24 protein-coding genes are annotated in these 23,732 nt (G+C 31.9%); 21 read left to right on the plus strand and 3 right to left on the minus strand.

Translation table 11 applies throughout. The features are described from left to right. Entirely contained in the window at positions 1 to 933 is a 933-nt protein-coding gene (locus tag DMR38_RS05995) for a glycyl-radical enzyme activating protein (protein ID WP_127720445.1), read from the plus strand. Positions 934 to 1,010: 77 nt separating this feature from the next. On the opposite strand, the gene DMR38_RS06000 is transcribed toward DMR38_RS05995, so the two are convergent. Together DMR38_RS06000 and DMR38_RS06005 are read right to left on the minus strand one after the other, a co-directional pair. Further along, complete coding sequence (locus DMR38_RS06000; RefSeq protein ID WP_127720446.1) at positions 1,011 to 1,757, minus strand: response regulator; 747 nt, start codon at positions 1,755 to 1,757, stop codon at positions 1,011 to 1,013. A gap of 24 nt (positions 1,758 to 1,781) precedes the next feature. Continuing rightward, a complete protein-coding gene (locus DMR38_RS06005; RefSeq protein WP_127720447.1) occupies positions 1,782 to 2,993 on the minus strand; it encodes a PocR ligand-binding domain-containing protein in 1,212 nt (403 codons plus the stop codon). Between the two features lie 609 nt (positions 2,994 to 3,602). On the opposite strand from DMR38_RS06005, the gene pduB reads away from it, so the two are divergent. The 12 genes from pduB (at position 3,603) to eutM (DMR38_RS06065) (ending at position 12,848) form a co-directional block, all read left to right on the plus strand. After that, positions 3,603 to 4,469: a propanediol utilization microcompartment protein PduB gene (pduB, locus tag DMR38_RS06010; protein ID WP_127720448.1), complete on the plus strand. Its 867-nt coding sequence runs from the start codon at positions 3,603 to 3,605 to the stop codon at positions 4,467 to 4,469. Positions 4,470 to 4,523: 54 nt separating this feature from the next. Then, positions 4,524 to 5,666 (plus strand): 1-propanol dehydrogenase PduQ, encoded by a 1,143-nt coding sequence (locus DMR38_RS06015; RefSeq protein ID WP_127720449.1) that lies wholly within the window; start codon positions 4,524 to 4,526, stop codon positions 5,664 to 5,666. Positions 5,667 to 5,716: 50 nt separating this feature from the next. Beyond that, positions 5,717 to 6,532 (plus strand): MIP/aquaporin family protein, encoded by an 816-nt coding sequence (locus DMR38_RS06020; RefSeq protein ID WP_127720450.1) that lies wholly within the window; start codon positions 5,717 to 5,719, stop codon positions 6,530 to 6,532. 21 nt (positions 6,533 to 6,553) lie between these two features. After that, a complete protein-coding gene (locus tag DMR38_RS06025) occupies positions 6,554 to 7,327 on the plus strand; it encodes an ethanolamine utilization protein (protein ID WP_127720451.1) in 774 nt (257 codons plus the stop codon). Further along, positions 7,309 to 8,151 (plus strand): ethanolamine utilization protein EutJ, encoded by an 843-nt coding sequence (eutJ, locus tag DMR38_RS06030; RefSeq protein WP_127720452.1) that lies wholly within the window; start codon positions 7,309 to 7,311, stop codon positions 8,149 to 8,151. The genes DMR38_RS06025 and eutJ overlap by 19 nt, the downstream gene beginning before the upstream one ends. A gap of 80 nt (positions 8,152 to 8,231) precedes the next feature. Continuing rightward, a complete protein-coding gene (locus DMR38_RS06035; RefSeq protein WP_127720453.1) occupies positions 8,232 to 8,498 on the plus strand; it encodes a EutN/CcmL family microcompartment protein in 267 nt (88 codons plus the stop codon). A gap of 17 nt (positions 8,499 to 8,515) precedes the next feature. Then, the gene (locus DMR38_RS06040) at positions 8,516 to 9,187 is read left to right on the plus strand and encodes a cupin domain-containing protein (protein WP_127720454.1); all 672 of its coding nucleotides are present in this window, start codon (positions 8,516 to 8,518) and stop codon (positions 9,185 to 9,187) included. Positions 9,188 to 9,219: 32 nt separating this feature from the next. Further along, a complete protein-coding gene (locus tag DMR38_RS06045) occupies positions 9,220 to 9,921 on the plus strand; it encodes a BMC domain-containing protein (RefSeq protein ID WP_127720455.1) in 702 nt (233 codons plus the stop codon). Between the two features lie 49 nt (positions 9,922 to 9,970). Then, positions 9,971 to 11,488, plus strand: coding sequence for an acetaldehyde dehydrogenase (acetylating) (locus tag DMR38_RS06050; protein ID WP_127720456.1), 1,518 nt, complete (start codon positions 9,971 to 9,973; stop codon positions 11,486 to 11,488). 1 nt (position 11,489) lies between these two features. Next, entirely contained in the window at positions 11,490 to 12,140 is a 651-nt protein-coding gene (locus DMR38_RS06055) for a phosphate propanoyltransferase (protein WP_127720457.1), read from the plus strand. Positions 12,141 to 12,188: 48 nt separating this feature from the next. After that, complete coding sequence (gene eutM, locus DMR38_RS06060; RefSeq protein WP_023163089.1) at positions 12,189 to 12,479, plus strand: ethanolamine utilization microcompartment protein EutM; 291 nt, start codon at positions 12,189 to 12,191, stop codon at positions 12,477 to 12,479. 72 nt (positions 12,480 to 12,551) lie between these two features. Continuing rightward, positions 12,552 to 12,848 (plus strand): ethanolamine utilization microcompartment protein EutM, encoded by a 297-nt coding sequence (gene eutM / locus DMR38_RS06065; protein WP_013237864.1) that lies wholly within the window; start codon positions 12,552 to 12,554, stop codon positions 12,846 to 12,848. A 97-nt stretch (positions 12,849 to 12,945) separates the two neighbouring features. On the opposite strand, the gene DMR38_RS06070 is transcribed toward eutM (DMR38_RS06065), so the two are convergent. Beyond that, positions 12,946 to 14,262 (minus strand): replication-associated recombination protein A, encoded by a 1,317-nt coding sequence (locus DMR38_RS06070; protein WP_127720458.1) that lies wholly within the window; start codon positions 14,260 to 14,262, stop codon positions 12,946 to 12,948. Between the two features lie 622 nt (positions 14,263 to 14,884). Here DMR38_RS06070 and alr point away from each other — a divergent pair. From alr to DMR38_RS06110, 8 genes are all read left to right on the plus strand, one after another. Next, positions 14,885 to 16,045: an alanine racemase gene (gene alr, locus DMR38_RS06075; RefSeq protein ID WP_127720459.1), complete on the plus strand. Its 1,161-nt coding sequence runs from the start codon at positions 14,885 to 14,887 to the stop codon at positions 16,043 to 16,045. Positions 16,046 to 16,421: 376 nt separating this feature from the next. Further along, positions 16,422 to 16,967, plus strand: a complete 546-nt coding sequence (locus tag DMR38_RS06080; protein ID WP_127720460.1) for an XRE family transcriptional regulator — start codon at positions 16,422 to 16,424, stop codon at positions 16,965 to 16,967. A gap of 310 nt (positions 16,968 to 17,277) precedes the next feature. Beyond that, positions 17,278 to 18,867, plus strand: coding sequence for an ABC transporter substrate-binding protein (locus tag DMR38_RS06085; RefSeq protein WP_175412934.1), 1,590 nt, complete (start codon positions 17,278 to 17,280; stop codon positions 18,865 to 18,867). A 121-nt stretch (positions 18,868 to 18,988) separates the two neighbouring features. Further along, positions 18,989 to 19,993, plus strand: a complete 1,005-nt coding sequence (locus DMR38_RS06090; RefSeq protein ID WP_127720461.1) for an ABC transporter permease — start codon at positions 18,989 to 18,991, stop codon at positions 19,991 to 19,993. A gap of 11 nt (positions 19,994 to 20,004) precedes the next feature. Next, a complete protein-coding gene (locus DMR38_RS06095) occupies positions 20,005 to 20,886 on the plus strand; it encodes an ABC transporter permease subunit (RefSeq protein WP_127720462.1) in 882 nt (293 codons plus the stop codon). Positions 20,887 to 20,898: 12 nt separating this feature from the next. After that, a complete protein-coding gene (locus DMR38_RS06100) occupies positions 20,899 to 21,855 on the plus strand; it encodes an ABC transporter ATP-binding protein (RefSeq protein ID WP_127720463.1) in 957 nt (318 codons plus the stop codon). Continuing rightward, positions 21,855 to 22,607 (plus strand): ATP-binding cassette domain-containing protein, encoded by a 753-nt coding sequence (locus tag DMR38_RS06105; protein WP_127720464.1) that lies wholly within the window; start codon positions 21,855 to 21,857, stop codon positions 22,605 to 22,607. Before DMR38_RS06100 ends, DMR38_RS06105 begins: the two co-directional genes overlap by 1 nt. A 33-nt stretch (positions 22,608 to 22,640) precedes the next feature. Then, positions 22,641 to 23,618, plus strand: a complete 978-nt coding sequence (locus tag DMR38_RS06110; protein WP_127720465.1) for a membrane dipeptidase — start codon at positions 22,641 to 22,643, stop codon at positions 23,616 to 23,618. Positions 23,619 to 23,732: the final 114 nt, after the last annotated feature.

Raw genomic sequence — 23,732 nt, forward strand, 5'->3', positions numbered from 1 at the left:
ATGTTGAATTATCAAGTGAATTTAGATAAAAAAGGAGTTATTTTTGATATACAGAGATTTTCTGTTCATGATGGACCGGGAATTCGTACAATAGTCTTTTTTAAAGGCTGCCCATTATCTTGTCGTTGGTGTAGTAACCCAGAATCTCAGTGTATGGAGCCACAAGTAATGTTTATTCCAAGCAAATGTATAGGATGTAAAAAGTGCTATGAAGTTTGCAGCAATGGAGCAATAGACTTCAACCTTCCTTCTAGAGTTGATCAGAATAAATGTGTTAAGTGTGGTAAGTGTGTTGAAAATTGTTATGCTGGAGCTTTGAATTTAGCAGGAAACACGAGAACTGTAAAGGAATTGTTACTAGAATTGAAAAAGGATAATATATATTATAGACGATCTGGTGGTGGAATTACTTTATCAGGAGGAGAAGTAACAGCTCAACCTGAGTTTGCTGAAGAATTATTAAAAGGATGCAAACAAAATGGTTGGCACACAGCCATTGAAACCGCAGCATTTACATCTCCAAAGGTTTTAGAAAGGATGTTACCCTGGATTGATTTAGTTATGCTTGATATTAAGCACATGGATGCAAATAAACATTTAGAGTATACAGGAAAGCCTAATGGGGTAATTTTACAGAATGCAAAATTAATAGCTCAGTTTGGAACTCAGTTAATAATAAGAGTACCTGTTATTCCGGGAGTTAATAACGATGAAAATAATGTAAGAGCTACAGCTAATTTTGCAGTTAGCCTTAAAAGTGTTAAAGAATTGCATCTTCTACCATACCATCGTCTTGGTGAAAATAAGTATGAGTACTTAGGACATGATTATATAATGAAGGGTTTACAACCACCTACTAAAGAAGAAATAAATAATCTTAAAGAACTAGTGGAAGAGTATGGACTAATATGTAAAGTTGGTGGAATTGACTAGTTCTAAATGATAAATAGAGAGAAGCGTATTAAACATCCAGCTTTAATATGCTTCTCTTATTAATTCGTCAGTAATTTTTAGGGATTAGTGCAATAACTCATTTTAAATTTGTAAGGTGACTTATTCTCGTTCTTAAAAAATACTTTGCTGAAATATGCAATATCAGTATAACCTACTTCCATGGCAATTTGTGTTATAGATTTATCTGTATTAACTAATAATTTTTTAGCATTTTCAAGTCTAAGATTTGTAATATACTGAGTAAATGTCACTCCCATTTTTTGTTTAAAATATCTACTTAAGTACTGAGGATTTAAGTGTACAAAATTTGCTACAGTATTTAATTTTATATCTTGTGTATAGTTATTATCAATATATTTTATTGCAGTTTTTATAGTACTTTCAGAAATTTCCTTAGACTTTAAATTAGCTATTTTTCTAGAATCAAAGTTATCTATAGATTTAAGAGCTTTATTTATAGAAGCCTTTAGATTAGATGGCCGAACAGGTTTTAATAAATAATCTATTACTCCATATTTTATTGCTGTTTGTGCGTAGTCAAATTCTCCATAGGCTGTTATTATAATTGTTTTAGTGTTTGGCAGAAAGCTAATTATTTCTTTTTGAGCATCTAAACCAGTTTTTTCAGGCATTTTTATATCCATAAGAATTATATCAGGTTTATTTATCTTAGCATTTAATATTGCTTCTTCTCCGTTTTTGGAATCTCCTTTAATATCAATATTAAAGAATTCTCTTTGTAATAATATTCTTAATGATCTTCTCTCAAGAGGTTCATCATCGACTATCATAAGTTTATACATCTTAATCATCCTCCTGTTAAGGTATTATTTCAATTTTGGAATACGTATATATACTTTTGTTCCAACATCAAGAGTACTTTTTATTTTCAGACCGTAATCTCTACCAAAATAATGTTTTAGCCTATTATCAGTATTTTGCAGTCCTATACCTAAACCACTATCAGAGAGGTCTTTTGAGTTATTTAATAGGTTAAGTATGCTGCTATTAATTCCTCTGCCATTATCACTTATTTCAATTATTATATCTTTTTTTGAATTGGAGGTGCTATTTATAGTTATTTTTCCACCTTCTTTTTTTGTTTCAAGTCCATGAACGAGGGAGTTTTCAACAAGTGGTTGAAGAATCATGGTTGGAATTCTATATTCATTAAGAGATTCATCTATATTAATTTCATAGGAAATTCTATCACTGTACCTTAAAGCTTGGATAAAAAGATATCGTTTTATATTAGTAATTTCATCTTTAAGCTTGGGAAACTCCTCTAAGTTCCGTAAGCTATATCTTAATAAATCAGAGAGATTATATATTAGTTCTTCTGTTGTAGGAGCATTTTCAATTAGAGCCATACTTGCTATTGTATTTAAAGTGTTAAACAAAAAGTGAGGATTAATTTGGGCTTGTATAGTTTTTAACTGCATTTTTTTGGCATACTGTTCAAGCTTAATTTTTTCTTCACTTTCTTTTAATAATTTTTCCTGCGTAAGAGTATGAAGACCCATTTCAGCTATATAATTTGCAAGAAATGTATAAAATGAAACACAATTTCGTAGGTAGTCGCTTTCAACAATTTCTATGCGTTCAGCAGCTTCCTTTAGTTTTTTTAGGGGAATTTCATAATTCTTAGAAATCCAATTTAAGTCTATGGAATCTCTTGTTTGTTGTCCTTTTAGTAATACTTGTCCGCCCAATACGGCACCTACGTAGATATCGTTTACTATTATAGGTGCAGCACAATCCATTAGCCCTGTGTGACATTTATATACTCTTGATTTTTTATCCTTCATGGCCATAAAGCCTGCTTGAGAATCACAGGATATACAGTTTTTACATCCTTTTGGGGAGGAACGAATAAGTTTACAAAATGGTGTAAAATTGTTTTCATTACAAACAGGAACCCCGTGAATATCTGTTGTAACTGCAGAAAAAATAACTATTTTAGCGAGTTTGTCTTGGATATCTTTTAAAGTGTTTATATCAATAATGTCACTGAATTTAAGATCTTTTAATGAATTCATTTGTATATCCTCCGTAAAAAAAAATCTTGTAAATAGTAAATTACTTTAGAAATATAGCTTATGTATATTTGTAAAATTTAAGAATATTTTAAGGGGTACACGATTTGAAAGTCACAGAAAATAAAATTAAAACTTATTGAGTTTATTTTTTAACAATTAAAACTGTGAAAATAAAATAAGTTAAATGAAAAATAGATATTTAACTTATATAATACTCAAATATAATACTCAAACAAAATTTGTCGCTTAATAGAATTATAATATTTAATGTGTCGATTTACAAGAAAATTAACTAATGAATATAAAAATATAACAAATTTCTAAGATGTCAAAATAGTACAACATATAAAAATATATATTGTACAAAATGGAGTCGAATTTATTAAAAAATTTTATTTGCTTTTGTAATAAAATTAAACCACAAATTTGATTATAAAAAATATTAGAAACTTTTGGGGGTGAGATCTTATAGGAAAAAAACATTGCTAGATACAGTAATTTAATAAATTATCAGCTAATAAGAAGGCTGCAAGGTTTAGTAGCTAAGGTAGCAAATGTTAAATAAATTTACCTTCATTGTCAAAATATTAAATGTTTCGAGGTGGAAAAATGGATCAAGAGATAATCAATAAGGTTTTGGAAGAGCTTAGAAAGAAAACAAATTGTGAAAATTCAAGTGGTACAACAACAGATAAAACACAAAATACACAAAATTCTAAACCAGAATTAAAGGAAGAAAAAATAATAGAAAAGGAAGAAAAGAGGGAAGCTTTTATGATAAATGATACGCCTGTAATAACAGAATATGTAGGATGTGCTATTGGAGATACGGTTGGTTTGGTTATTGCTAACATTGATGGAAGTATTCAAGAAAAAATGAACTTGGATCCTAAGTACCGTTCTTTAGGAATTATAAGTGCAAGAACAGGTGCTGGACCTCATATTATGGCTGCAGATGAAGCCGTAAAAGCAACAAATACTGTAATTGCGGCAATAGAGCTTCCAAGGGATACAAAAGGTGGTGCAGGACATGGATCACTCATAATTTTTGCTTCTGAAGATGTATCAGATGCTAGAAGAGCTGTTGAAGTTGCATTAAAAGATGTAGAAAGAACATTTGGAGATGTATATGGATGTGATGCAGGACATGCAGAACTTCATTATACTGCAAGAGCAAGTCTTGCACTCGAAAAGGCTTATGGGGCTCCACTTGGAAAATCTTTTGGAATAGTTGTAGGAGCACCAGCAGGGGTAGGATTAGTTATGGCAGATACTGCAATGAAAACTGCTAATGTGGAATTAGTTACTTATGCAAGTCCAAATGATGGTACAGCACATTCCAATGAGGTAATTATATCAATAACAGGAGATTCTGGAGCTGTTAAGCAATCTGTAATAGCGGCTAGAGAAGTAGGAATAGGAATATTAAAATCTATGGGACAAAATCCTATTTCAACTACAAAGCCTTATATTTAAGATATATGCGAAGTTTATATAAATATATGTTATAAACGTAAAAGAAGGGATAATATGAATACATTTAACATTAAACCTACAATTTGTTTTGATAGAGGGTCGATAGAGTATTTGAAAAGCATAAAGAATAAAAAAGTATGTATAGTTACGGACCCATTTATGCTTAAATCAGGTACTGCAGATAAAATAATTGACATATTAAAAGATAATAAAGTTAAGTATGAAATTTTTTCAGAGATAAAACCTGATCCGCCGATTGAAATCGTTGCTATGGGAGTAAATAAAATGAGAATATTTAAACCAGATGTAGTAATTGCATTAGGTGGCGGTTCATCAATTGATGCTACAAAAAGCATTATATTTTTTACTATTAAAATATTAAATACTAATGGAGGCAATTATAAAAAACCATTATTTATAGCTATTCCAACTACTAGTGGTACAGGATCAGAAGTTACTTCTTTTTCAGTAATTACTATGGGAAGTACAAAATTTCCTTTGATTAATGATGAATTAGTTCCAGATATAGCTATAATAGATGCAAATCTTGTTAAAACAGTGCCTCAACAAATAACAGCAGATACTGGAATGGATGTTTTGACTCATGCTATTGAGGCGTATGTTTCGACAAAAAGCTCTGATTATACAGATGCGCTGGCTGAAAAGGTTGTAAAATTAGTATTTGACTATTTACTAAGGGCTTATAGAGATGGAAACGATGTGTTTGCAAGAGAAAAATTGCATAATGCATCTTGTATTGCTGGTATGGCATTTACAAATGCATCTCTAGGAATTAATCACAGTATGGCACATACATTAGGGGGGAAATTTCATATACCACATGGTAGGGCAAATGCAATTTTATTACCTTATGTTATTGAGTATAATGCTAATTTGAAATCAGAAAATGAAACAGAATCAGGAAAAAAGTATGCTAATTTGTCTAGAATCTTAGGGTTACCTTGTGCTTCTACAAATGAGGGAGTAAAAAGTATTATTGCTGCAATAAAAATATTAATGAATGCAACTAATACACCTATGAACTTACAGGAAGTAAACATAGATAAACTTGATTTTTTAAAAGAACTAGAAAATATGGTAAATGATGCTTTAAATGATAAATGCACAGCTACTAATCCAAGGAAAGCTAGCAAAGAAGAAATAGCTCAATTGTTTCAAGAAGTTTATGGTAAATAGCGTTTTTATAAATTAGCGAAAATGTTAACAATAAGGAGGGTAATATGAATATGAAAAATAAATTATTAGGTGAATGTTTTGCTGAATTTATAGGTACATTTATCTTATTATTTATTGGAATTGGGGTAGTAGCAGCTCTAGTTGCAGTAAATGCAAACGTTACATTTTGGGGATTATCTATGTGTTGGGGATTAGCTATAACAATAGCTATATTTGTTGTTGGCGATACTTCCGGAGCTCATATAAATCCTGCGGTTACAATAGCTCTAGCAGTATGGAAGAAATTTGACAAAAAGAAAGTAATTCCTTATATTATTTCACAAATTTTAGGAGCTTTTACAGCAGCAGCAATAGTTTATGGATTATATGGTAGTTCTATAAGACAATTTGAAAGCAGCAAAAATATTATTAGAAACTCACAAGCTGGGTGGAGTTCAGCAGGAATATTTAGTACATTCCCTAAAACAGGGTTGTCAATGTTTAATGCTTTTATGGTAGAAATGTGTATAACAGCCATTTTGGTATTAGTTATTTTTGCAGTAACAGATGGATGCAATAAAAGTTGTCCTAAAAATGGTATGCCAGCTTTGGCTATAGGTTTAGTAGTAGCGTTATTAGGAGCATCATTTGGAACTTTAACTGGTTTTGCTATGAATCCAGCTCGTGATTTTGGTCCAAGATTATTATGTGTACTGGCAGGATGGGGAACAAATGCTTTTGGACCTAATAACTATGGACTTATTGTACCTATATTTGCTCCTATTGTAGGAGGAATTTTAGGTGGAGGTATATATGAAAAATTAATTTCACTTTATTTACCTGCTAAAATGAAATCTAGTATTGAAAAGAATCAGGTTGAGAGCTAGAGAGGGTAAAGGGGGTTCAAAATGAAATTTATTACCGAAATTGATTTGCGGGATTTATATAGAAAAGAACCTTTTACAGATTATGAGTTAAAACTTGGGACAAGACTTACACCTGAAGCAAGTCAGTTTCTGTCAGACAAAGGTATAAATATGTTTGATGATGAGTCTTATTACAAAAATAAAAATGTTGTAAATAAAGGACAACCTGTGGAGAAGAAGCAGGATGTAGATAAAAAACAAGCTGTAGAGAAAAAGGAAACTGTGGAAAAGGTGCAGACTATAAATGAAAATCAAATACCTGCACAGCCCAAAAAGAAGAATAATTGGAAGAAGAAAAAACTTTACAGTAAGATGAAATCAACGGAAGCATTGTTCCTTATTACAGAAGAAGAACTTTTGAATAAGGATATCCTTTGGGCACAGAATGTTATTAGTTTAGGTAAGCAGTTTACTAAAATTAAAAACGCCATTCAGGATAAAGGGTCCGTTGAAAATCTTTGTATTAAGGAATGTACAGCAATAAATTTTAGCAATTATTCACTTGATTTAGATGATTGCTTTGAAATTACAGAATTTCATATGCAGCTTAAAAAGGGCAGAGATATCATAATTTTGCATAGACTGCGCTGTGCTCTTAGAGAAATTGAACCGTTTATTTTAGAAGCATATGAAGATAGTGAAGATGAAGATGCATTGTGCAGTGATATTATTGGAAAGATCAATCAAATTATTAATGCTTTGTCCCAAATGATTTGTTCTATTTTTGGAGGTACAAAATGTCAGAGAAAAATTTGACTTTTAAATTCTGCGACCAACTTGTGAAAGATTTTGAACATGTAGTGAAACATCCAATTGTTGGTAAATATTCTGCCTATTATACAGGAGTTGACTTAGGTACAGCATGTGTTGTCCTAGCAGTTGTAGATGAAAACTATAAACCAGTAGCAGGTGCTTATAAATATGCAGACGTAGTTCGAGATGGTATGGTTGTTGATTATATTGGTGCAATTAATATTGTTAGAGAGATGAAGCATGAAATTGAAGAAAAGTTAGGTACAGAGTTGATTTATGGAGCTGCAGCTATTCCACCTGGAACAGATGAGTTGGATTCAGGGGCAGTAAAAAATGTAGTTCAGGCAGCTGGTTTTGAACTTACAAGTGTACTTGATGAACCAACGGCTGCTAATAAAGTTCTTAGAATTAAGAATGGTGCAGTTGTAGATATCGGTGGTGGAACGACTGGAATTTCAATTTTAAAAGATGGAAAAGTTGTTTATATTGCAGATGAACCAACAGGAGGTACTCAATTTTCATTAGTAGTTTCTGGTGCATATAAAATGCCTTTTGCAGAAGCAGAATTGTATAAACGTAATCCGGGAAACCATAAGGATCTTTTACCTGTATTAAAGCCAGTAGTTGAGAAAATTGCATCTATTATTAACCAGCATATTAAAGGGTATGATGTTCAGGAAATATCTTTGGTAGGAGGAACTTGCTGCCTGACAGGTATTGAGACAATTATAGAAAAAAAGACAGGAATATTTACTCATAAGCCAAAGAATCCGATGTTTGTAACCCCTTTAGGTATAGCACTTAGTTGTACACAGGAAAGTATATAGTTGGAGATGGCATAATGTGGGATTTCGAATTATTAAATCACCTTCAAAGGATACTATAGATATGCTAAGGAGAAAGATATATGTTAATAGCAAGATTAATTGACAATGTATGGGCAACAAGAAAAGCAGAATCACTTAATGGATTGAAGCTTATGTTAGCGGAAGTAATTGGTGGAACTGGTGCTGGCCAACATTTAATTGTAGCAGATATAATCAGTGCTGGAATTGGAGATAGAGTTATTGTTTCAACGGGGTCATCAGCTCGAAAAATGTTAGATGAATGTGAAGATATCCCGGTTGATGCAGTTGTTGTTGGAATTATTGATGAAGACTGCAATGTAGAATAGACTCAGGAGGTACAAGAATGAAAAGATTAATTTGTGCAAAAGATGTTGAGACTGCAGAAAGGCAGGGCCAAAAAGTAGTGTACATTGGCTGTGAAGCAATTATTACTCCATCAGCCAAAGATATAGCAAAAAATTATGGCATAGAATTTTCTACTGAAAAGCAAGTCCTTGAAGCAAAAAGTTCTTGTGAAGAGGAAACTCCTTGTGAAACAAAAACTTCTGAGCTTGAAAAAGTTTTTGAAAGTGGAATTGATAGTGAAGTGATTTATAAAGTATTCAAGGTAATGATGGATAAAGGACTTTTGAATGGAGTGATTGATTTGATTACTAATAAGAAGCCTTATCTTGCTGAGACTGACACTATCGGTTTGAAGATCGTTCGTGGAAGTTCAGTAAAGTATGAAGCACTAGATACAGGAAATCCTGATGATAAAGTATTTTATCAGGAAATAATCAATGCAGACGATAGTTCTTCAATGAATGCCGGATTTATTACAATTGAAAATTGTAAATTTGATTGGGAAACAGAATGTCAGGAACTTTACTATGTTATAGAGGGTACATTGACAGTAACAGTAGATAATAAAGTTTATACTGCACATCCTGGTGATTCAGTATTCTTCCCTAAGGGAGCCAAGATAGCATTTGGTTCACCTGACAAGATGAAAGCATTCTATGCTACATATTAGAATGGCTGATCAAGGTTGAGGAGGGTTAAATAATGCAGGCACTTGGGTTAATCGAAACAATAGGACTTATTGCAGCTATTGAGAGCGCAGATGCTATGCTTAAGGCGGCAGATGTGAATCTCTTAGAAAAGACATATGTAGGAGGGGGGCTTGTTTCGATTGCTGTAACTGGTGATGTGGGGGCTGTGAAAGCAGCTGTAGACGCTGGTGGAGCGGCAGTTAGAAACATAAATGACATATTGCTTGTTTCACAACATGTTATTCCCCGTCCACATGAGGAATTAGATAATATAATTGTATCAGCAGTACCACTGAAAGATAGAAATATTCCAACTGTCGCTCCAGCGAAAAACCAACCAGAAGATGAAACAACAGTTGAAGTAATTGAAGAAGATACTGTAGAGGTTCCCGTTAAGATAGAAGATTCAATAGTAGAGGACTCAATAGAAGAGAATTCAACAGTAGAAAATTCAGAGAATGAGGAGCTTTTGCCAGAAAAAATAACTGATCCTTTTAAAATGGATTTGACTAAACTAAATAGGAAAGCTGTAGATAAGATGGTGCTTGACTATGGCTTAGAAAAAGCTATTGAGATTTTGAGTAAGTTTAAGGTAATAGAGCTTCGAAATCTTGCTCGCAAATATAAGAACTTTGGTATCAAAGGGAGGTCCATTTCTAAAGCAGATAAGATGCTGCTGCTTGTAGAATTCAGAAAATATTATGGGCATAATTAATAAGTTATAAAATTTGAACATATATGAAAAATCATTGGAGGGATCACAATTGGGAAATTTTTACAAAGACTTATGTTCTATACAAGAAGCAAGAGATCTTGCACGTTTAGGAAAAATTGCAGCAGACCAAATTGCTGATTATACTGAAGAACAAATTGATAAAATCCTATGTAATATGGTTAGGGTAGCAGAAGAAAATGCAGTTTGCCTTGGTAAAATGGCTGCAGAAGAAACTGGTTTTGGAAAAGCTGAAGATAAGGCTTATAAGAACCATATGGCTGCTACTACAGTATATAATTACATCAAGGATATGAAGACTATTGGTGTTATAAAAGAAGATAAAAGTCAGGGTGTAATTGAATTTGCAGAACCAGTTGGTTTATTAATGGGTATTGTACCATCTACAAATCCAACATCTACTGTTATTTATAAATCAATCATTGCAATTAAATCAAGAAATGCAATTGTATTCTCACCACACCCAGCTGCATTAAAATGTTCAACAAAAGCAATAGAGCTTATGCGTGATGCAGCAGTAGCAGCAGGAGCTCCTGCAAATGTAATTGGTGGTATTGTTACACCATCTATACAAGCTACAAATGAACTTATGAAAGCTAAAGAAGTTGCTATGATAATTGCAACTGGAGGCCCTGGAATGGTAAAGGCTGCATATAGTTCAGGAACACCTGCAATAGGCGTTGGTGCTGGTAACTCTCCATCCTATATTGAAAGAACTGCTGATGTTCATCAATCAGTTAAAGATATAATAGCTAGTAAGAGTTTTGACTATGGTACTATTTGTGCATCCGAGCAATCAATAATTGTTGAAGAATGCAATCATGATGAAGTAATAGCTGAGTTGAAGAAACAAGGCGGATATTTCATGACAGCTGAAGAAACTGCAAAAGTTTGCAGTATACTTTTTAAGCCTGGTACACACAGCATGAGTGCTAAGTTTGTAGGAAGAGCTCCTCAGGTTATAGCAGAAGCTGCAGGTTTCTCAGTTCCAGAAGGAACAAAAGTTTTAGTAGGAGAACAAGGCGGAGTTGGTAATGGTTACCCTCTATCTTACGAGAAACTTACAACAGTACTTGCTTTCTATACAGTTAAGGATTGGCATGAAGCATGTGAGCTTAGTATAAGATTACTTCAAAATGGTCTTGGACATACTATGAACATTCATACAAATGACAGAGACTTAGTAATGAAGTTTGCTAAAAAACCAGCATCCCGTATCTTAGTTAATACTGGAGGAAGCCAGGGAGGTACTGGTGCAAGCACAGGATTAGCACCTGCATTTACATTAGGTTGTGGTACATGGGGAGGAAGTTCTGTTTCCGAAAATGTTACTCCATTACATTTAATCAATATAAAGAGAGTAGCATATGGTCTTAAAGACTGTACTACATTAGCTGCAGACGATACAACTTTCAATCATTGTGCTACAAGCCCTGCAGAATTTGCAGCAAAGAGCAATTGTGCTAGCACTGCTGCAGATACTACTGATAATGATAAACTTGCTAGACTTGTAAGTGAATTAGTAGCTGCAATGAAGGGAGCTAACTAAAATGGACAAGTACGAAGCTGTTATAAAGCTTTTATTGGAAGCTGTTCAAGGTAATCAGTCTTCTAAAGAGACAAAGCAAGATACGAATGAAATCCCGGTCGGAGTTTCAAACCGTCATATCCATCTTTCACAAGCAGATTTTAACATCTTGTTTGGAGAAGGATACCAGGTAACAAAGATAAAGGATTTAGCACAACCAGGACAGTATGCTTGTAAAGAAACAGTAACAGTATGCGGACCAAAGGGAGCTATTGAAAAAATTAGAATCCTTGGACCATTACGTAGTAAGACACAGGTAGAAATCTTAAGAGGAGATTCTTTCAAATTAGGAGTAGCTCCAGAAGTAAGGATGTCAGGTGATTTACACGGAACACCTGGAATTGCCATAATAGGACCAAAGGGATCTGTTCAAATAAAGGAAGGTGTGATTGTTGCACAGAGACACATTCACATGACTCCTGCAAATGCACAACATTTTGGTGTGCATGATGGACAGACAGTAAGCATTAAAGTTGATGGACCACGTGGTGGAATTTATAATAATGTTGCTATCAGAGCAAATGATACTTCAGCTTTAGAGTGCCATATTGACACAGAAGAAGCAAATGCTATGTGTGTTGGCAATTCATCAAAAATTACAATAGTAAAATAGTAAAATTATAAATCATAAAATAACAGTATTTGGAGAGGAGAAATAAAAATGAAATCTGATGCATTAGGAATGATTGAAACAAAGGGGTTAGTAGGTTCTATAGAGGCTGCAGATGCAATGGTAAAGGCAGCTAACGTTAACTTAATAGGAAAAGAACATGTTGGCGGCGGTCTTGTAACAGTAATGGTAAGAGGAGACGTAGGAGCAGTAAAGGCAGCTACTGATGCTGGTGCTGCTGCAGCACAACGTGTTGGAGAATTAATTTCTGTTCATGTTATTCCTCGTCCACACGTTGAAGTTGAAACTATCCTTCCTAAAACTGGTTTAAAGGAAGACTAATATTAGAAAATATAGGATATAAGATACAAAGTACAAAATAAAAAATAAATTAAAAATTAGGAGGAAATAAAAATGAAATATGATGCATTAGGAATGATTGAAACAAAAGGTTTAGTAGGTTCAATTGAAGCTGCAGATGCAATGGTAAAGGCAGCAAATGTTTATCTAATAGGAAAAGAACATGTTGGCGGCGGTCTTGTAACAGTAATGGTAAGAGGAGACGTAGGAGCAGTAAAGGCAGCTACTGATGCTGGTGCTGCTGCAGCACAACGTGTTGGAGAATTAGTTTCTGTTCATGTTATTCCTCGTCCACACGTTGAAGTTGAAACTATCCTTCCTAAAACTAATTTAAAGGAAGATGAAAAATAGATTACAGTTTAATATTTATTTAGTAAGATATAAATGAGTAGTAAAGAATGTGTAAATCCCCTTATTGATGATTTAAGGGGATTTTGTTTTAGGCAAGTTATTTTTTTTTACCCCAAAGTCTAATTAGTCTATTTTTAATTTTAGCTTCAAATCCATTAGACGTTGGATTATAGTACATAGTATTTTTATGAGAATCGGGCAAATACTGTTGATTTACAAATCCTCCATACGAGTGTGGATACAAATATCCAGTTCCATGGCCTAACTTCTCTGAACCTTTGTAATGGGCATCTCTTAAATAAATAGGTATTCCAGAATCTCTGCGTTTTCTAACATCTGTGAGAGCAGAATCAATTGCAACACAGCAAGCATTTGATTTTGGTGCTGATGCTACGTATATTGCTGCTTGAGATAGTGCATATCTACACTCAGGCATACCTATCATATGTACAGCATTCATAGCATTTGTAGCTACGACTAAAGCCATAGGGTCAGCATTTCCTACATCCTCTGAGGCTTGAATAGTGATTCTTCTTGCTATAAACATTGGATCTTCACCAGCATCTAACATTTTTGCGAGATAGTATACTGCTGCGTCAGGAGAACTTCCCCTAAGTGATTTTATGAAAGCACTTATAGTATCATAGTGGGATGTACCTTGTTTATCGTACAATGCAATTTTCCTCTGGATGCATTCTTTTGCATCGGCAGCAGTTATAAAAATTTTATCTCCCTTTCTTGATGAAGTTCTAACTGCCATATCTAAAGCATTTAAAGCCTTTCTTATATCACCATTACTATGTATAGCAAAATAATCAAACACCTCAGGAGCTACTTCTATGTTGAGATATCCAAAACCTTTTGGACTTTTGATGGCATTATTCAATGCTTCTTTAACGTTATTCTCGGAAAGATTTTTAAACTGAAAAATCATAGAACGAGAAAGAAGGGCATTATTAATTTCAAAATAGGGATTTTCTGTAGTAGCACCTATCAATATAATAATACCCTTTTCAACTGCATTTAAAACACTATCCTGTTGGGCTTTGTTGAATCTATGTATCTCATCAATAAATAATATTGTTTTTTTAGAATAAAATTTTTGGTTATCATCTGCTTCCTTTATAATCTTCTTTACATCTGATGTACCAGAATTTACAGCACTCAATTCATAAAAATTTGCCTTTGTTGTATTAGCTATAATTCTTGCCAATGTAGTCTTACCTACACCAGGTGGTCCGTAAAAAATAGCTGAGGAAATATTATCTGTAACTATTGCTCTATATAGCATTTTGCCTTTACTTAGAATATGCTCTTGGCCTATAAATTCTTCCAAGGTCTCTGGTCTCATTCTTTCGGCTAAAGGTTTTAATTCTTTATTATTTTTGTTATTAGCAAAATCGAATAGATCCATAATTTCACCATCCTTTTAAAATTATTCTATATTATTATACTGCAAAACTGATAGTTTTTAATGATAAAAGCAATATTCAAGTATTCTATTACATATGTTGATTTATTTAAAGATGTACTCAAGAAGTCTTTTGAATCAGAAATGGATATATGATAATTTTAAGCATATTTTTGTTAGTATCTTATTCAAAATTTCATACATTTAAATGTTTTAGTTGGAGTAACTATTGTCTAAATATTCTATATTTTAAATAAAAATAAAAATGTATTAATAAATAAGAGTAATTCAAACTAAGTTTCTGACGATAATGTAAAATTTACAATGACATTTTAAAAAAATATCAAAAAAATTAAATATTTTTTAAACTAATCATATTTTATGTGCTATAATTATGACAATTTATAAATCATAGAAAAATCCAATAATTGTACATTTTTTTAATGAATTTACAAATTGATACCGAATAGATAAGTCCAGTATGATAGATCTTTTCAAAAATTAGAGTTATATGATTTTTAAAGAAAATGGTATACAGTACTTGAAGACCTAGCAGGCTTATTAAATTAATATTTTTTAAATACTACATGTCAAAATCATAAACTTAAAAAAGGAGAAATTTAATATGTTTAGAAATTACAGACCTGTATGGGCAGAAGTAAATTTAGACAACCTCGCATATAATATGAGAAGCATAAAAGCCAAAACAATGACAAAAGAAATTTTTGGAGTAGTTAAAGCAGATGCGTATGGACATGGTGCTTTAGAAGTTTCAAAAGTATTATTGGAAAATGGAGCAACAAGATTATCCGTAGCAGTTTTAAGTGAAGGTATAGAGCTGAGAAAGGGAGGAATAACTTGTCCAATTAATATTTTAGGTGTTACCCCATCTACGTTGTTTCCTGACCTTATTGAATACAGTTTGGAACCAGTGGTATTTTCATATGAATATGCAAAAAGTTTATCTGAATATGCAAAAAGCAAAAACAAACAAGTAAAAGTACATCTTGCCGTAGATAGTGGAATGGGAAGAATAGGGTTTCTTCCAACAGAGCATAGTATAGAAGAGGCGGTAAAAATAAGTAAGATTTTCAATATTCAAATTGAAGGTGTTTTTTCACATTTTTCTACAGCAGATGAGAAAGATAAGAAATATTCTAAGTTTCAATTTGATAAATATAGGTGGTTTGTCAATGAGCTAAAGGAAAAAGGTTTAAATATTAAGATTAGAGATATTTCTAATAGTGCAGCAATAGTAGACTTGCCAGAGACTTATTGTGATGGAGTAAGACCTGGAATAATACTCTATGGATATTATCCTTCAGATGAAGTAGACAAGAGTAGGCTGGATATTAAGCCTGTTATGACACTAAAGGCAAGCGTTGTATACTTAAAAACTTTAAATGAAGGTCAGTATGTAGGATATGGAAGAAGGTTTAAAACTGAACGAAGAACTGTTATAGCTACTTTGCCAGTTGGGTATGCAGATGGATATACTAGAATTTTATCTGGAAAATTAAAAATAATAATAAATGGTAAGCTTGCACCAGTTATAGGCAATATTTGTATGGATCAATGTATGATTGATGTCACAGATATAGAAGATGTTAAAATTGGAGATGAGGTGATACTCATGGGCAGTGATGGAAATGTAAAATTTGATGCTGAGGATATAGCAAAACTTTTAGGTACAATAAGCTATGAAGTACTTTGTATGGTAAATAAGAGAATCCCAAGGGTATATATAAAAAATGGGCAAGTTATAAAAGTGAAAAATTATTTATAAAATAATGGTTTATTGAATAATAAATATTTGTTTAAAGAAAGAAAATATTATGAAAAAAGAACGTTGAGACTTTAGCAATTTAAGCACTTAGTTTATTTCAAACTGTTGTTCTTGAATAATCTACTCTTTGGCATATTGAATAGCTGGCATATCTTTGTAATCGGATAAAACGTCATAATTTGATATATATATCAGCTAAAAGCTATATAAATTTATTCAGATTTGTATAAAACATCTTAAATTTAGTAATGATTTATTTTATATTAGGTAGTAGTTAAAATATAAGAAATCTAGTAAAATAGAGTTATTATTTTTTAACATAGAGTACAGAATTTTACACAACCTAATAAAATTAAATGGATAAAGGGTGAATTTTATGAAATTTGGATTTAAAATTAGAAAATTGAGGCAGGAAAAGAGTATAAGTATAGAGCAACTAGCTGAAATGGCAAAACTTAGTACAGGGCTCATAAGTCAAGTAGAAAGAAACATAACAGGACCTTCTGTAACTACATTGTGGAAAATAGCTAAGGCATTAAATGTATCAATGAATTATTTTTTCGATGAAGATGAATGTGAAGAAAAAGATAATGTAGTAAGAAAAGATAAAAGAAAAATGATAATTCTTCCTAATTCTAAAATAACATATGAGCTATTGTCACCTAATATTAAGGGAAAAATAGAATATCTATTAGTAGAAATAGATGCAGGAGAGTGTAATACAAAAGATCTTATATGCCATGAGGGAGAAGAATGTGGTTATATAATTAAAGGAACGCTAAAAGTTAAATTAGGTAATAAAGAATATATTTTAGAAGAAGGCGATAGCATATATTTTAATAGTAATGTACCACATAGATATATAAATGCTGGAAATGAAAAAGTTATATCTATATGGGCCATGACCCCGCCTAGTTTTTAAAAGTATTTAAGATAATTTTCACTATAATGAAATAATAGTCTAGCTAGTTTCATTATATTTATATCTATATAACAAATTATCACTACATTTGTTAGCATATTAGCAAAAAAATAAGAATAAAATATAAAAATTATCAAAAAAATATTGAAATTATTATTAAACAGTGATATTATTAAACACAATATTATAAGCAAACAGGATTCTTATAACTTTTTAATTCAATATATTGAAAATGGGGAGATGGTATTTGATAAATAGAATCTAACAAGAATGTATAAGTACTTAAAAATAAGTTTGTGGAGGGGACAAAATGGAGAAGACAAAGATGTACAAAAAAAGATTGTGTGCAATTTTAATGGGAGTTTGTTTAGCTGCATTTTCAGTAGGATGTGGAAATACAACGTCATCAAGCAATTCAAATGGTTCTAGTTCATCAGACAAAAGTAAATTAACTATTGCTATTAATGGAGACATGGGAACTTTGGATCCAGGTGTTACGATGGATAATATGGCATGGAAAATAACATATCCTGCTTACGAAAGACTTGTACAATTTAATGGTGAATCTACAGACATAAAACCAGCGTTAGCAACTAAATGGGAGACAAGCAGTGATGGACTTATATGGACTTTTCATTTAGACAAGGGACATAAATTTACAGATGGAACAGAAGTTACATCAAATGCTGTAAAATTTTCCTTTGAAAGAATACTTGCTTTAAAGAAAGGACCAGCTGATACATTCAAAGTAATAAAGACTATAAATACACCAGATAAGTACACTGTTCAGTTTGTTTTAAACAGTGCTTTCCCTCAATTTTTAGCTACGCTTGCTACCAACTATAGTAGTATAGTAAATCCTAAAGTTATGAGTCATGAACAAAATGGTGATAAAGCTCAAAATTATTTGGCTACCCATACAGATGGAAGTGGTGCTTATGAACTTACTGAATGGAAAAAGGGAGCTTATATACATCTTACTTTGAATCCTAACTATTCTAAAAAACCAGCTTTAAAAGACGTTTATTTTAAACTAGTTGCAGATGCTTCATCAGCAAGACTTGAACTTGAAAAAGGTGATGTAGACATTGCAGAAGGAGTAGATATCGATCAAATTGATAAACTTAAAAGTAATCAAAATGTTTCAATTGTGAAAAAGTCAAGCTTACTAGTTGATTATGTATATTTAAATTGTACAAAAGGTAATCCTGCACTTCAAGACACAAAGGTAAGACAAGCTATAAGCTATGCTGTTGATTATAATTCGATAATAAGTAAAGTTATGCATGGTTATGCTTCACCGATAGCAAGTCCTGTACCAAAAGGATTGTGGGGATACAATGCATCTGCTTTTAAATACACTAAAAATGTTGAAAAAGCAAAATCACTGTTAAAAGAAGCAGGAGTAAGCAACTTACAACTCACTCTACTTTACTCAGACAGATTCCCTAACTGGGAACAAGAAGCATTGATTATACAAAGCAATCTGAAAGATATTGGTATAACAGTAAATTTAAGAAAAGTAGCTTATGCAACTATGAGAGATATGCTTGATTCAGGAAAATTTGATCTCTCACTTGGTGTTTGGAGTCCAGATTATGCAGATCCGTTTATGTTCATGAATTATTGGTTTGATTCAAATGATCAAGGACTTGCAGGCAACAGAGCTTTTTATGTTAATCCTACAGTAGACACCTTAGTTAGAAAAGCAGCATCTATAACTGATCAATCACAACGTGAGGATTTATACAATCAAGCACAAAAGGTAGTTATAGAAGATGCACCTTATGTTTACCTATATCAAAAAGATTTTGTTATACCTATCAGCAAAAATGTAAAAGGATTTGTTTATAATCCAATGTTAGAGGGAATATATAACTTAGCAGATATGAGCAAATAGTTAACAGTATAATAAATTGCAAATAATAAATTAAAAGTGACAGGTTTATAAAAACTGCATTTGCAAACTTGTCACTTTTAATTTATTACACATATACTGCATGATGTTTAGGAGGAAATATATGAAAAAGATTATTATAAAAAGACTTCTAGCAATGATATTAGTTATTTTTGGAGTTACAATAATAGTGTTTTTCCTATCTCATGTAATTCCAGGAGATCCAGCCAGAATGATGGCTGGACAGAGAGCTTCACAGGATACACTTATAAGTATTAGAAAACAGCTTGGATTAGATAAACCTTTAATAGTTCAGTATTTCATTTATATGAAAGGTCTTTTATCAGGAAATTTAGGAATATCAATAAGAACACAACAGCCAGTTGTATCAGATCTTGTAACATATTTCCCAGCTACTTTAGAATTAGTTTTATATGCATTTTTAATAGCACTTATAGTGGGAATTCCATTAGGTGTTTTAACAAGTCTAAAACAAAACACATTAACTGATTATTTAGGAAGAATTTTCTGCATAGGAGGAGTTTCTATTCCAGCATTTTGGGGAGGAATAATTTTAATACTCATATTTTATTCAAAATTAAATTTACTTCCTTCTTCAGGACGGTTATCCCTTGGTGTAGTTTTTAATACTAAAATAACTGGTCTTATAACAATAGATAGTTTGCTTACTGGAAACTTTGCAGTATTTAAAGACGCCTTAAGGCATATTATACTGCCAGCAATTGTTTTATCTTATGCACAACTTGCAACAATTACAAGGCAAGTTAGATCAAGCATGATTGAAGTTTTAAATGAAGAATATATAAAAACGGCTAGAGCAAATGGTATAAAAGAAAAATTTTTAATTGTATCTTATGCACTTAGAAATGCATTAGTTCCTACAATAACTGTAGTTGGATTATCACTTGGAGGACTTTTAGGTGGAGCAGTAGTAACAGAAACTGTATTTAACTGGCCTGGAATGGGTAAATATGTAGTTGATTCAATAGCATTTTTAGACTTTCAATCTATAATGGGATTTACTATTGTAGTTGTAATAGGATATGTTCTTATAAATTTGGTAGTTGATATTTTATATATGCTTTTGAATCCACAGACTAGGGGATAGGAGGAATACTTATGAATTTAGAGCTAGGGGTTAGTGATACATCAAATAAAAAAACTAAAAATAATAGTATTATTCTTTATAAGATAAAAAAGAATCCAATGACCATATTGGGATTTTCTATAATAATAATAATGGCATTGCTAGCTATTTTGGCACCTTATGTAACAAGTTATGATCCTACAAAAATGAATATACTAGATAGATTTCAAGCACCAAGTATAAAACATTTATTTGGAACAGATGAAGTCGGGCGTGATATTTTGACGAGAATTATTTATGGAACTCGAATATCTCTTACAACTGGAATAAGTGTAGTTGTTACTGCAGGATTTATAGGTGCTTTTATAGGATCTGTATGCGGATATTTTGGTGGATATGTAGACCAAATAATAATGAGACTGATGGATATGGTTTTAGCATTTCCAACTCTTATACTTGCAATGGTTATAGCTGCAATATTAGGATCTAGTTTATTTAATGTTATGCTTGCCATAGCTATAGTAAAAATTCCTGTGTATGTTAGATTAGCTAGAGGAGAAGCGCTTATTTTAAAAAACAACCTATATGTAAAAGCAGCTAATACCTTTGGATTATCTAATATATATATAATATTTAGGCATATTATTCCAAATGCAATAACTCCTATAATTATTCAGATTACTTTGGATTTAGGAGATACTATTTTACTTGTAGCAACACTAGGATTTTTGGGACTTGGAGCAAAGCCTCCAACTCCAGAATGGGGAACTATGATAAGTACAGGATTTAAGTACATGCTCGAACAATGGTGGTATCCTACATTTCCTGGACTTGCAGTTTTTTTAGCTTCAACTGGTTTTAATCTAATAGGAGATGGTCTAAGAGATGTACTTGACCCTAAATCTTTGAGATAGGAGGAAAATGTTTTGTTAAATGTAGAAAACTTATCTATATCTTTTGATACTTTTGAAGGTAGAATCCATGTACTTGACAACGTATCTTTTTCTGTAAATGAAGGTGAGATACTTGCTATAGTAGGAGAATCTGGATCAGGTAAATCCGTTTCAGCTTATTCTGTACTAGGACTTTTGGATAAAAATTCCAATATAGAAAATGGACAAGTGTTGTTTGAAAATACTGATCTTTTAAAATTAAAAGGAAAAGAAATACAGGAATATAGAGGTAAAAAAATAGGTATGGTTTTTCAAGAACCTATGACTGCCCTTCATCCTACAATGAAGGTTGGAAAACAAATTTTAAATGTAATAATACAAAATTCAGGAATATCAAAGGAAAAGGCGGCAGAAATAATGCTTAAAAATTTAAGGGATGTTCATTTTGAAAACCCTGAATATATAGCTAACAAATACCCATTTGAACTTTCAGGGGGGATGAGACAGAGAATAGTTATTTCTCTTGCCATGTGTAATGAACCTAAACTTTTAATTGCAGATGAACCTACTACTGCATTGGATGTAACTATACAAGCTGAAATATTAAATTTAATGAAAGAACTTGTAAAAAAAAGAAATACTGCTGTTTTATTAATTACACATGACTTTAGTGTAGTAAGAGCTGTAAGTGATAAAGTTTGTGTAATGTATGGAGGTAAAGTACTTGAAAGAGGATATACAAAAGATGTATTAGAAAAGCCAAAGCATCCATATACACAAGCACTTCTAAATGCACTTCCAGATAAAGTTGATCCGGATACAAGGCTTCAAGAAATAAAGGGAGAAGTACCTGATCTTAGATGCAGACCTAAGGGATGTATATTTGCTTCCCGGTGCCTTTTTAAAACCGATAGATGCGTGAAAGAGGCTCCGGCCCAAAAAAAAGCTTCAGAGGATCATGTTTTTTATTGCTGGGAGGTTGATAAGTGATGGAAACTATTTTAGAGATTAAAAATTTGAAAAAGGTGTTTGGCAAGTTTTCTGCATTGAAAGGAGTTTCTTTTAAATTAAATAAAGGTGAAACTTTTGGACTGGTTGGTGAATCGGGATCTGGCAAGTCAACTATTGCCAATATAATAGTAGGAATACATTCGCCTTCATCAGGTAATGTGATCTTTAAAGATAGAGAACTATGGAAAAACAATAAATATAATTGTGGTGAGTATGGAAAGATTCAAATTGTATTTCAAGATCCACGCTCTTCACTTGATCCTAGGATGACTATAAAAAGTATAATTTCAGAACCGCTTTTAGCGCTGCCGAAATTAATTAGACAGGAAAAAGGATCTAGGCAAAATCTTGCAAAACTTATAAAAAGTGTTGGACTTCAAGAACAGCATTTAGATAGATATCCACATGAATTTTCTGGAGGACAAAGACAGAGAATAGCTGTTGCCAGAGCCATAATTACAGACCCAGAAGTTATAATTTTAGATGAACCTACTTCTGCACTAGATGTATCTGTTCAAGCACAAATTTTAAATTTATTAAAGGACATTCAAAAAGAAAAAAATATAACTTATTTGTTTATTTCGCATAATATGGCTGTTGTTAAGTATATAAGCAGCAGGATAGGAGTTTTGTATAAAGGACAATTTGTTGAAATGGGAAACTCACAAGAAGTATTTGAGTGTCCTAAACATGATTATACAAAAAGATTAATTTCTAGTATATTGGAGTAAAAATTATTACAGCTAACTTGGAGGTAAATTGCAATGAAAGCTTTTGATGCACATTCTGATATGTTTACGGATATTACTATAAGACGATTAAAAGGTGAGAGAAATATTATACAAAATTATCATATAGATGAATTAAAAAAAGGAGGTGTAGCAGCTTCAATTTTAGGAATATGGATTGAACCCCTTTATGTTAATAAAGATCGTACATGGAGAACGCTTCAAATAATGGGTGCTGTTTCTGAAGAAATAGAAGATATGAAAGAATATGCTGGTATTGTATATAAATATAGTGATTTAATTAAATTAAATCAAGAGAATAGGATTGGAATAATAATGGGGATGGAAGGTGTAAGTGGATTTAGAAATGATATAAGTCTTATAAATGCAATGTATAGGTTTGGAGTTAGACATGCTATGCTTACTTGGAATGAGGAAAATGAATTTGCCACAGGGGTTAAAAGCTCAAATAAAGATAGGGGACTTACGAAAAAAGGTGTAGAATTAGTAAAGAGAATGGAGAAATTAGGAATAATAATTGATGTGTCCCATGGAAATGAAAGTACTTTTTGGGATATATATAAAAATACTACAAAACCATTTATAGCTTCACATTCTAATGTATATAATTTGTGCAATAGTATTAGAAATTTAAAAGATGATCAAATTAAAGCTATAGGTGAAAGAAATGGAGTTATAGGAGTTAACTCCTGGGTGGATTTTGTAGACAATGAAAATCCATGTGCAGAAAAATTGGCAGATCATGTGGATTATATAGTAGATAAAATTGGTATAGATCATGTAGGATTTGGATTTGATTTTGGAAATTATTTAGATTCTAAAACACTTAAATCACTTCAGGATGAAGAATATATAAAAACGCAAGGTATTGAAGATGCTTCAAAAATACCTAATTTATTAAATATTTTAAAAAGGCGAGGATATAAAAATAATGAATTAGAAAAAATAGCTTTTAAAAATATGGAGCGTATAGTGAGAGATATACTGGTATAATGGCAGGGGGTTGTTGCATTAGCTATTTTTCGAATAGCTACGAACAGTCCTTTTTTATACTAGTTTTTTATTTAATAGAATAGTTCTATTTTAAAACAAAAATGATTAAAATCA

Source organism: Clostridium sp. AWRP (assembly GCF_004006395.2).
In the GTDB taxonomy this organism is placed as follows: domain Bacteria; phylum Bacillota; class Clostridia; order Clostridiales; family Clostridiaceae; genus Clostridium_B.

Coding starts and splice junctions, on each gene's coding strand:
- DMR38_RS06025 (WP_127720451.1), top strand. CDS start 6,554: ATGAAATTTATTACCGAAATTGATTTGCGGGATTTATATAGAAAAGAA.
- eutJ (WP_127720452.1), top strand. CDS start 7,309: ATGTCAGAGAAAAATTTGACTTTTAAATTCTGCGACCAACTTGTGAAA.
- DMR38_RS06000 (WP_127720446.1), bottom strand. CDS start 1,757: ATGTATAAACTTATGATAGTCGATGATGAACCTCTTGAGAGAAGATCA.
- DMR38_RS06080 (WP_127720460.1), top strand. CDS start 16,422: ATGAAATTTGGATTTAAAATTAGAAAATTGAGGCAGGAAAAGAGTATA.
- DMR38_RS06090 (WP_127720461.1), top strand. CDS start 18,989: ATGAAAAAGATTATTATAAAAAGACTTCTAGCAATGATATTAGTTATT.
- pduB (WP_127720448.1), top strand. CDS start 3,603: ATGGATCAAGAGATAATCAATAAGGTTTTGGAAGAGCTTAGAAAGAAA.
- DMR38_RS06105 (WP_127720464.1), top strand. CDS start 21,855: ATGGAAACTATTTTAGAGATTAAAAATTTGAAAAAGGTGTTTGGCAAG.
- DMR38_RS06055 (WP_127720457.1), top strand. CDS start 11,490: ATGGACAAGTACGAAGCTGTTATAAAGCTTTTATTGGAAGCTGTTCAA.
- eutM (WP_013237864.1), top strand. CDS start 12,552: ATGAAATATGATGCATTAGGAATGATTGAAACAAAAGGTTTAGTAGGT.
- eutM (WP_023163089.1), top strand. CDS start 12,189: ATGAAATCTGATGCATTAGGAATGATTGAAACAAAGGGGTTAGTAGGT.
- DMR38_RS06095 (WP_127720462.1), top strand. CDS start 20,005: ATGAATTTAGAGCTAGGGGTTAGTGATACATCAAATAAAAAAACTAAA.
- DMR38_RS05995 (WP_127720445.1), top strand. CDS start 1: ATGTTGAATTATCAAGTGAATTTAGATAAAAAAGGAGTTATTTTTGAT.
- DMR38_RS06020 (WP_127720450.1), top strand. CDS start 5,717: ATGAAAAATAAATTATTAGGTGAATGTTTTGCTGAATTTATAGGTACA.
- DMR38_RS06045 (WP_127720455.1), top strand. CDS start 9,220: ATGCAGGCACTTGGGTTAATCGAAACAATAGGACTTATTGCAGCTATT.
- DMR38_RS06110 (WP_127720465.1), top strand. CDS start 22,641: ATGAAAGCTTTTGATGCACATTCTGATATGTTTACGGATATTACTATA.
- DMR38_RS06085 (WP_175412934.1), top strand. CDS start 17,278: ATGGAGAAGACAAAGATGTACAAAAAAAGATTGTGTGCAATTTTAATG.
- DMR38_RS06035 (WP_127720453.1), top strand. CDS start 8,232: ATGTTAATAGCAAGATTAATTGACAATGTATGGGCAACAAGAAAAGCA.
- DMR38_RS06015 (WP_127720449.1), top strand. CDS start 4,524: ATGAATACATTTAACATTAAACCTACAATTTGTTTTGATAGAGGGTCG.
- DMR38_RS06005 (WP_127720447.1), bottom strand. CDS start 2,993: ATGAATTCATTAAAAGATCTTAAATTCAGTGACATTATTGATATAAAC.
- DMR38_RS06040 (WP_127720454.1), top strand. CDS start 8,516: ATGAAAAGATTAATTTGTGCAAAAGATGTTGAGACTGCAGAAAGGCAG.
- alr (WP_127720459.1), top strand. CDS start 14,885: ATGTTTAGAAATTACAGACCTGTATGGGCAGAAGTAAATTTAGACAAC.
- DMR38_RS06070 (WP_127720458.1), bottom strand. CDS start 14,262: ATGGATCTATTCGATTTTGCTAATAACAAAAATAATAAAGAATTAAAA.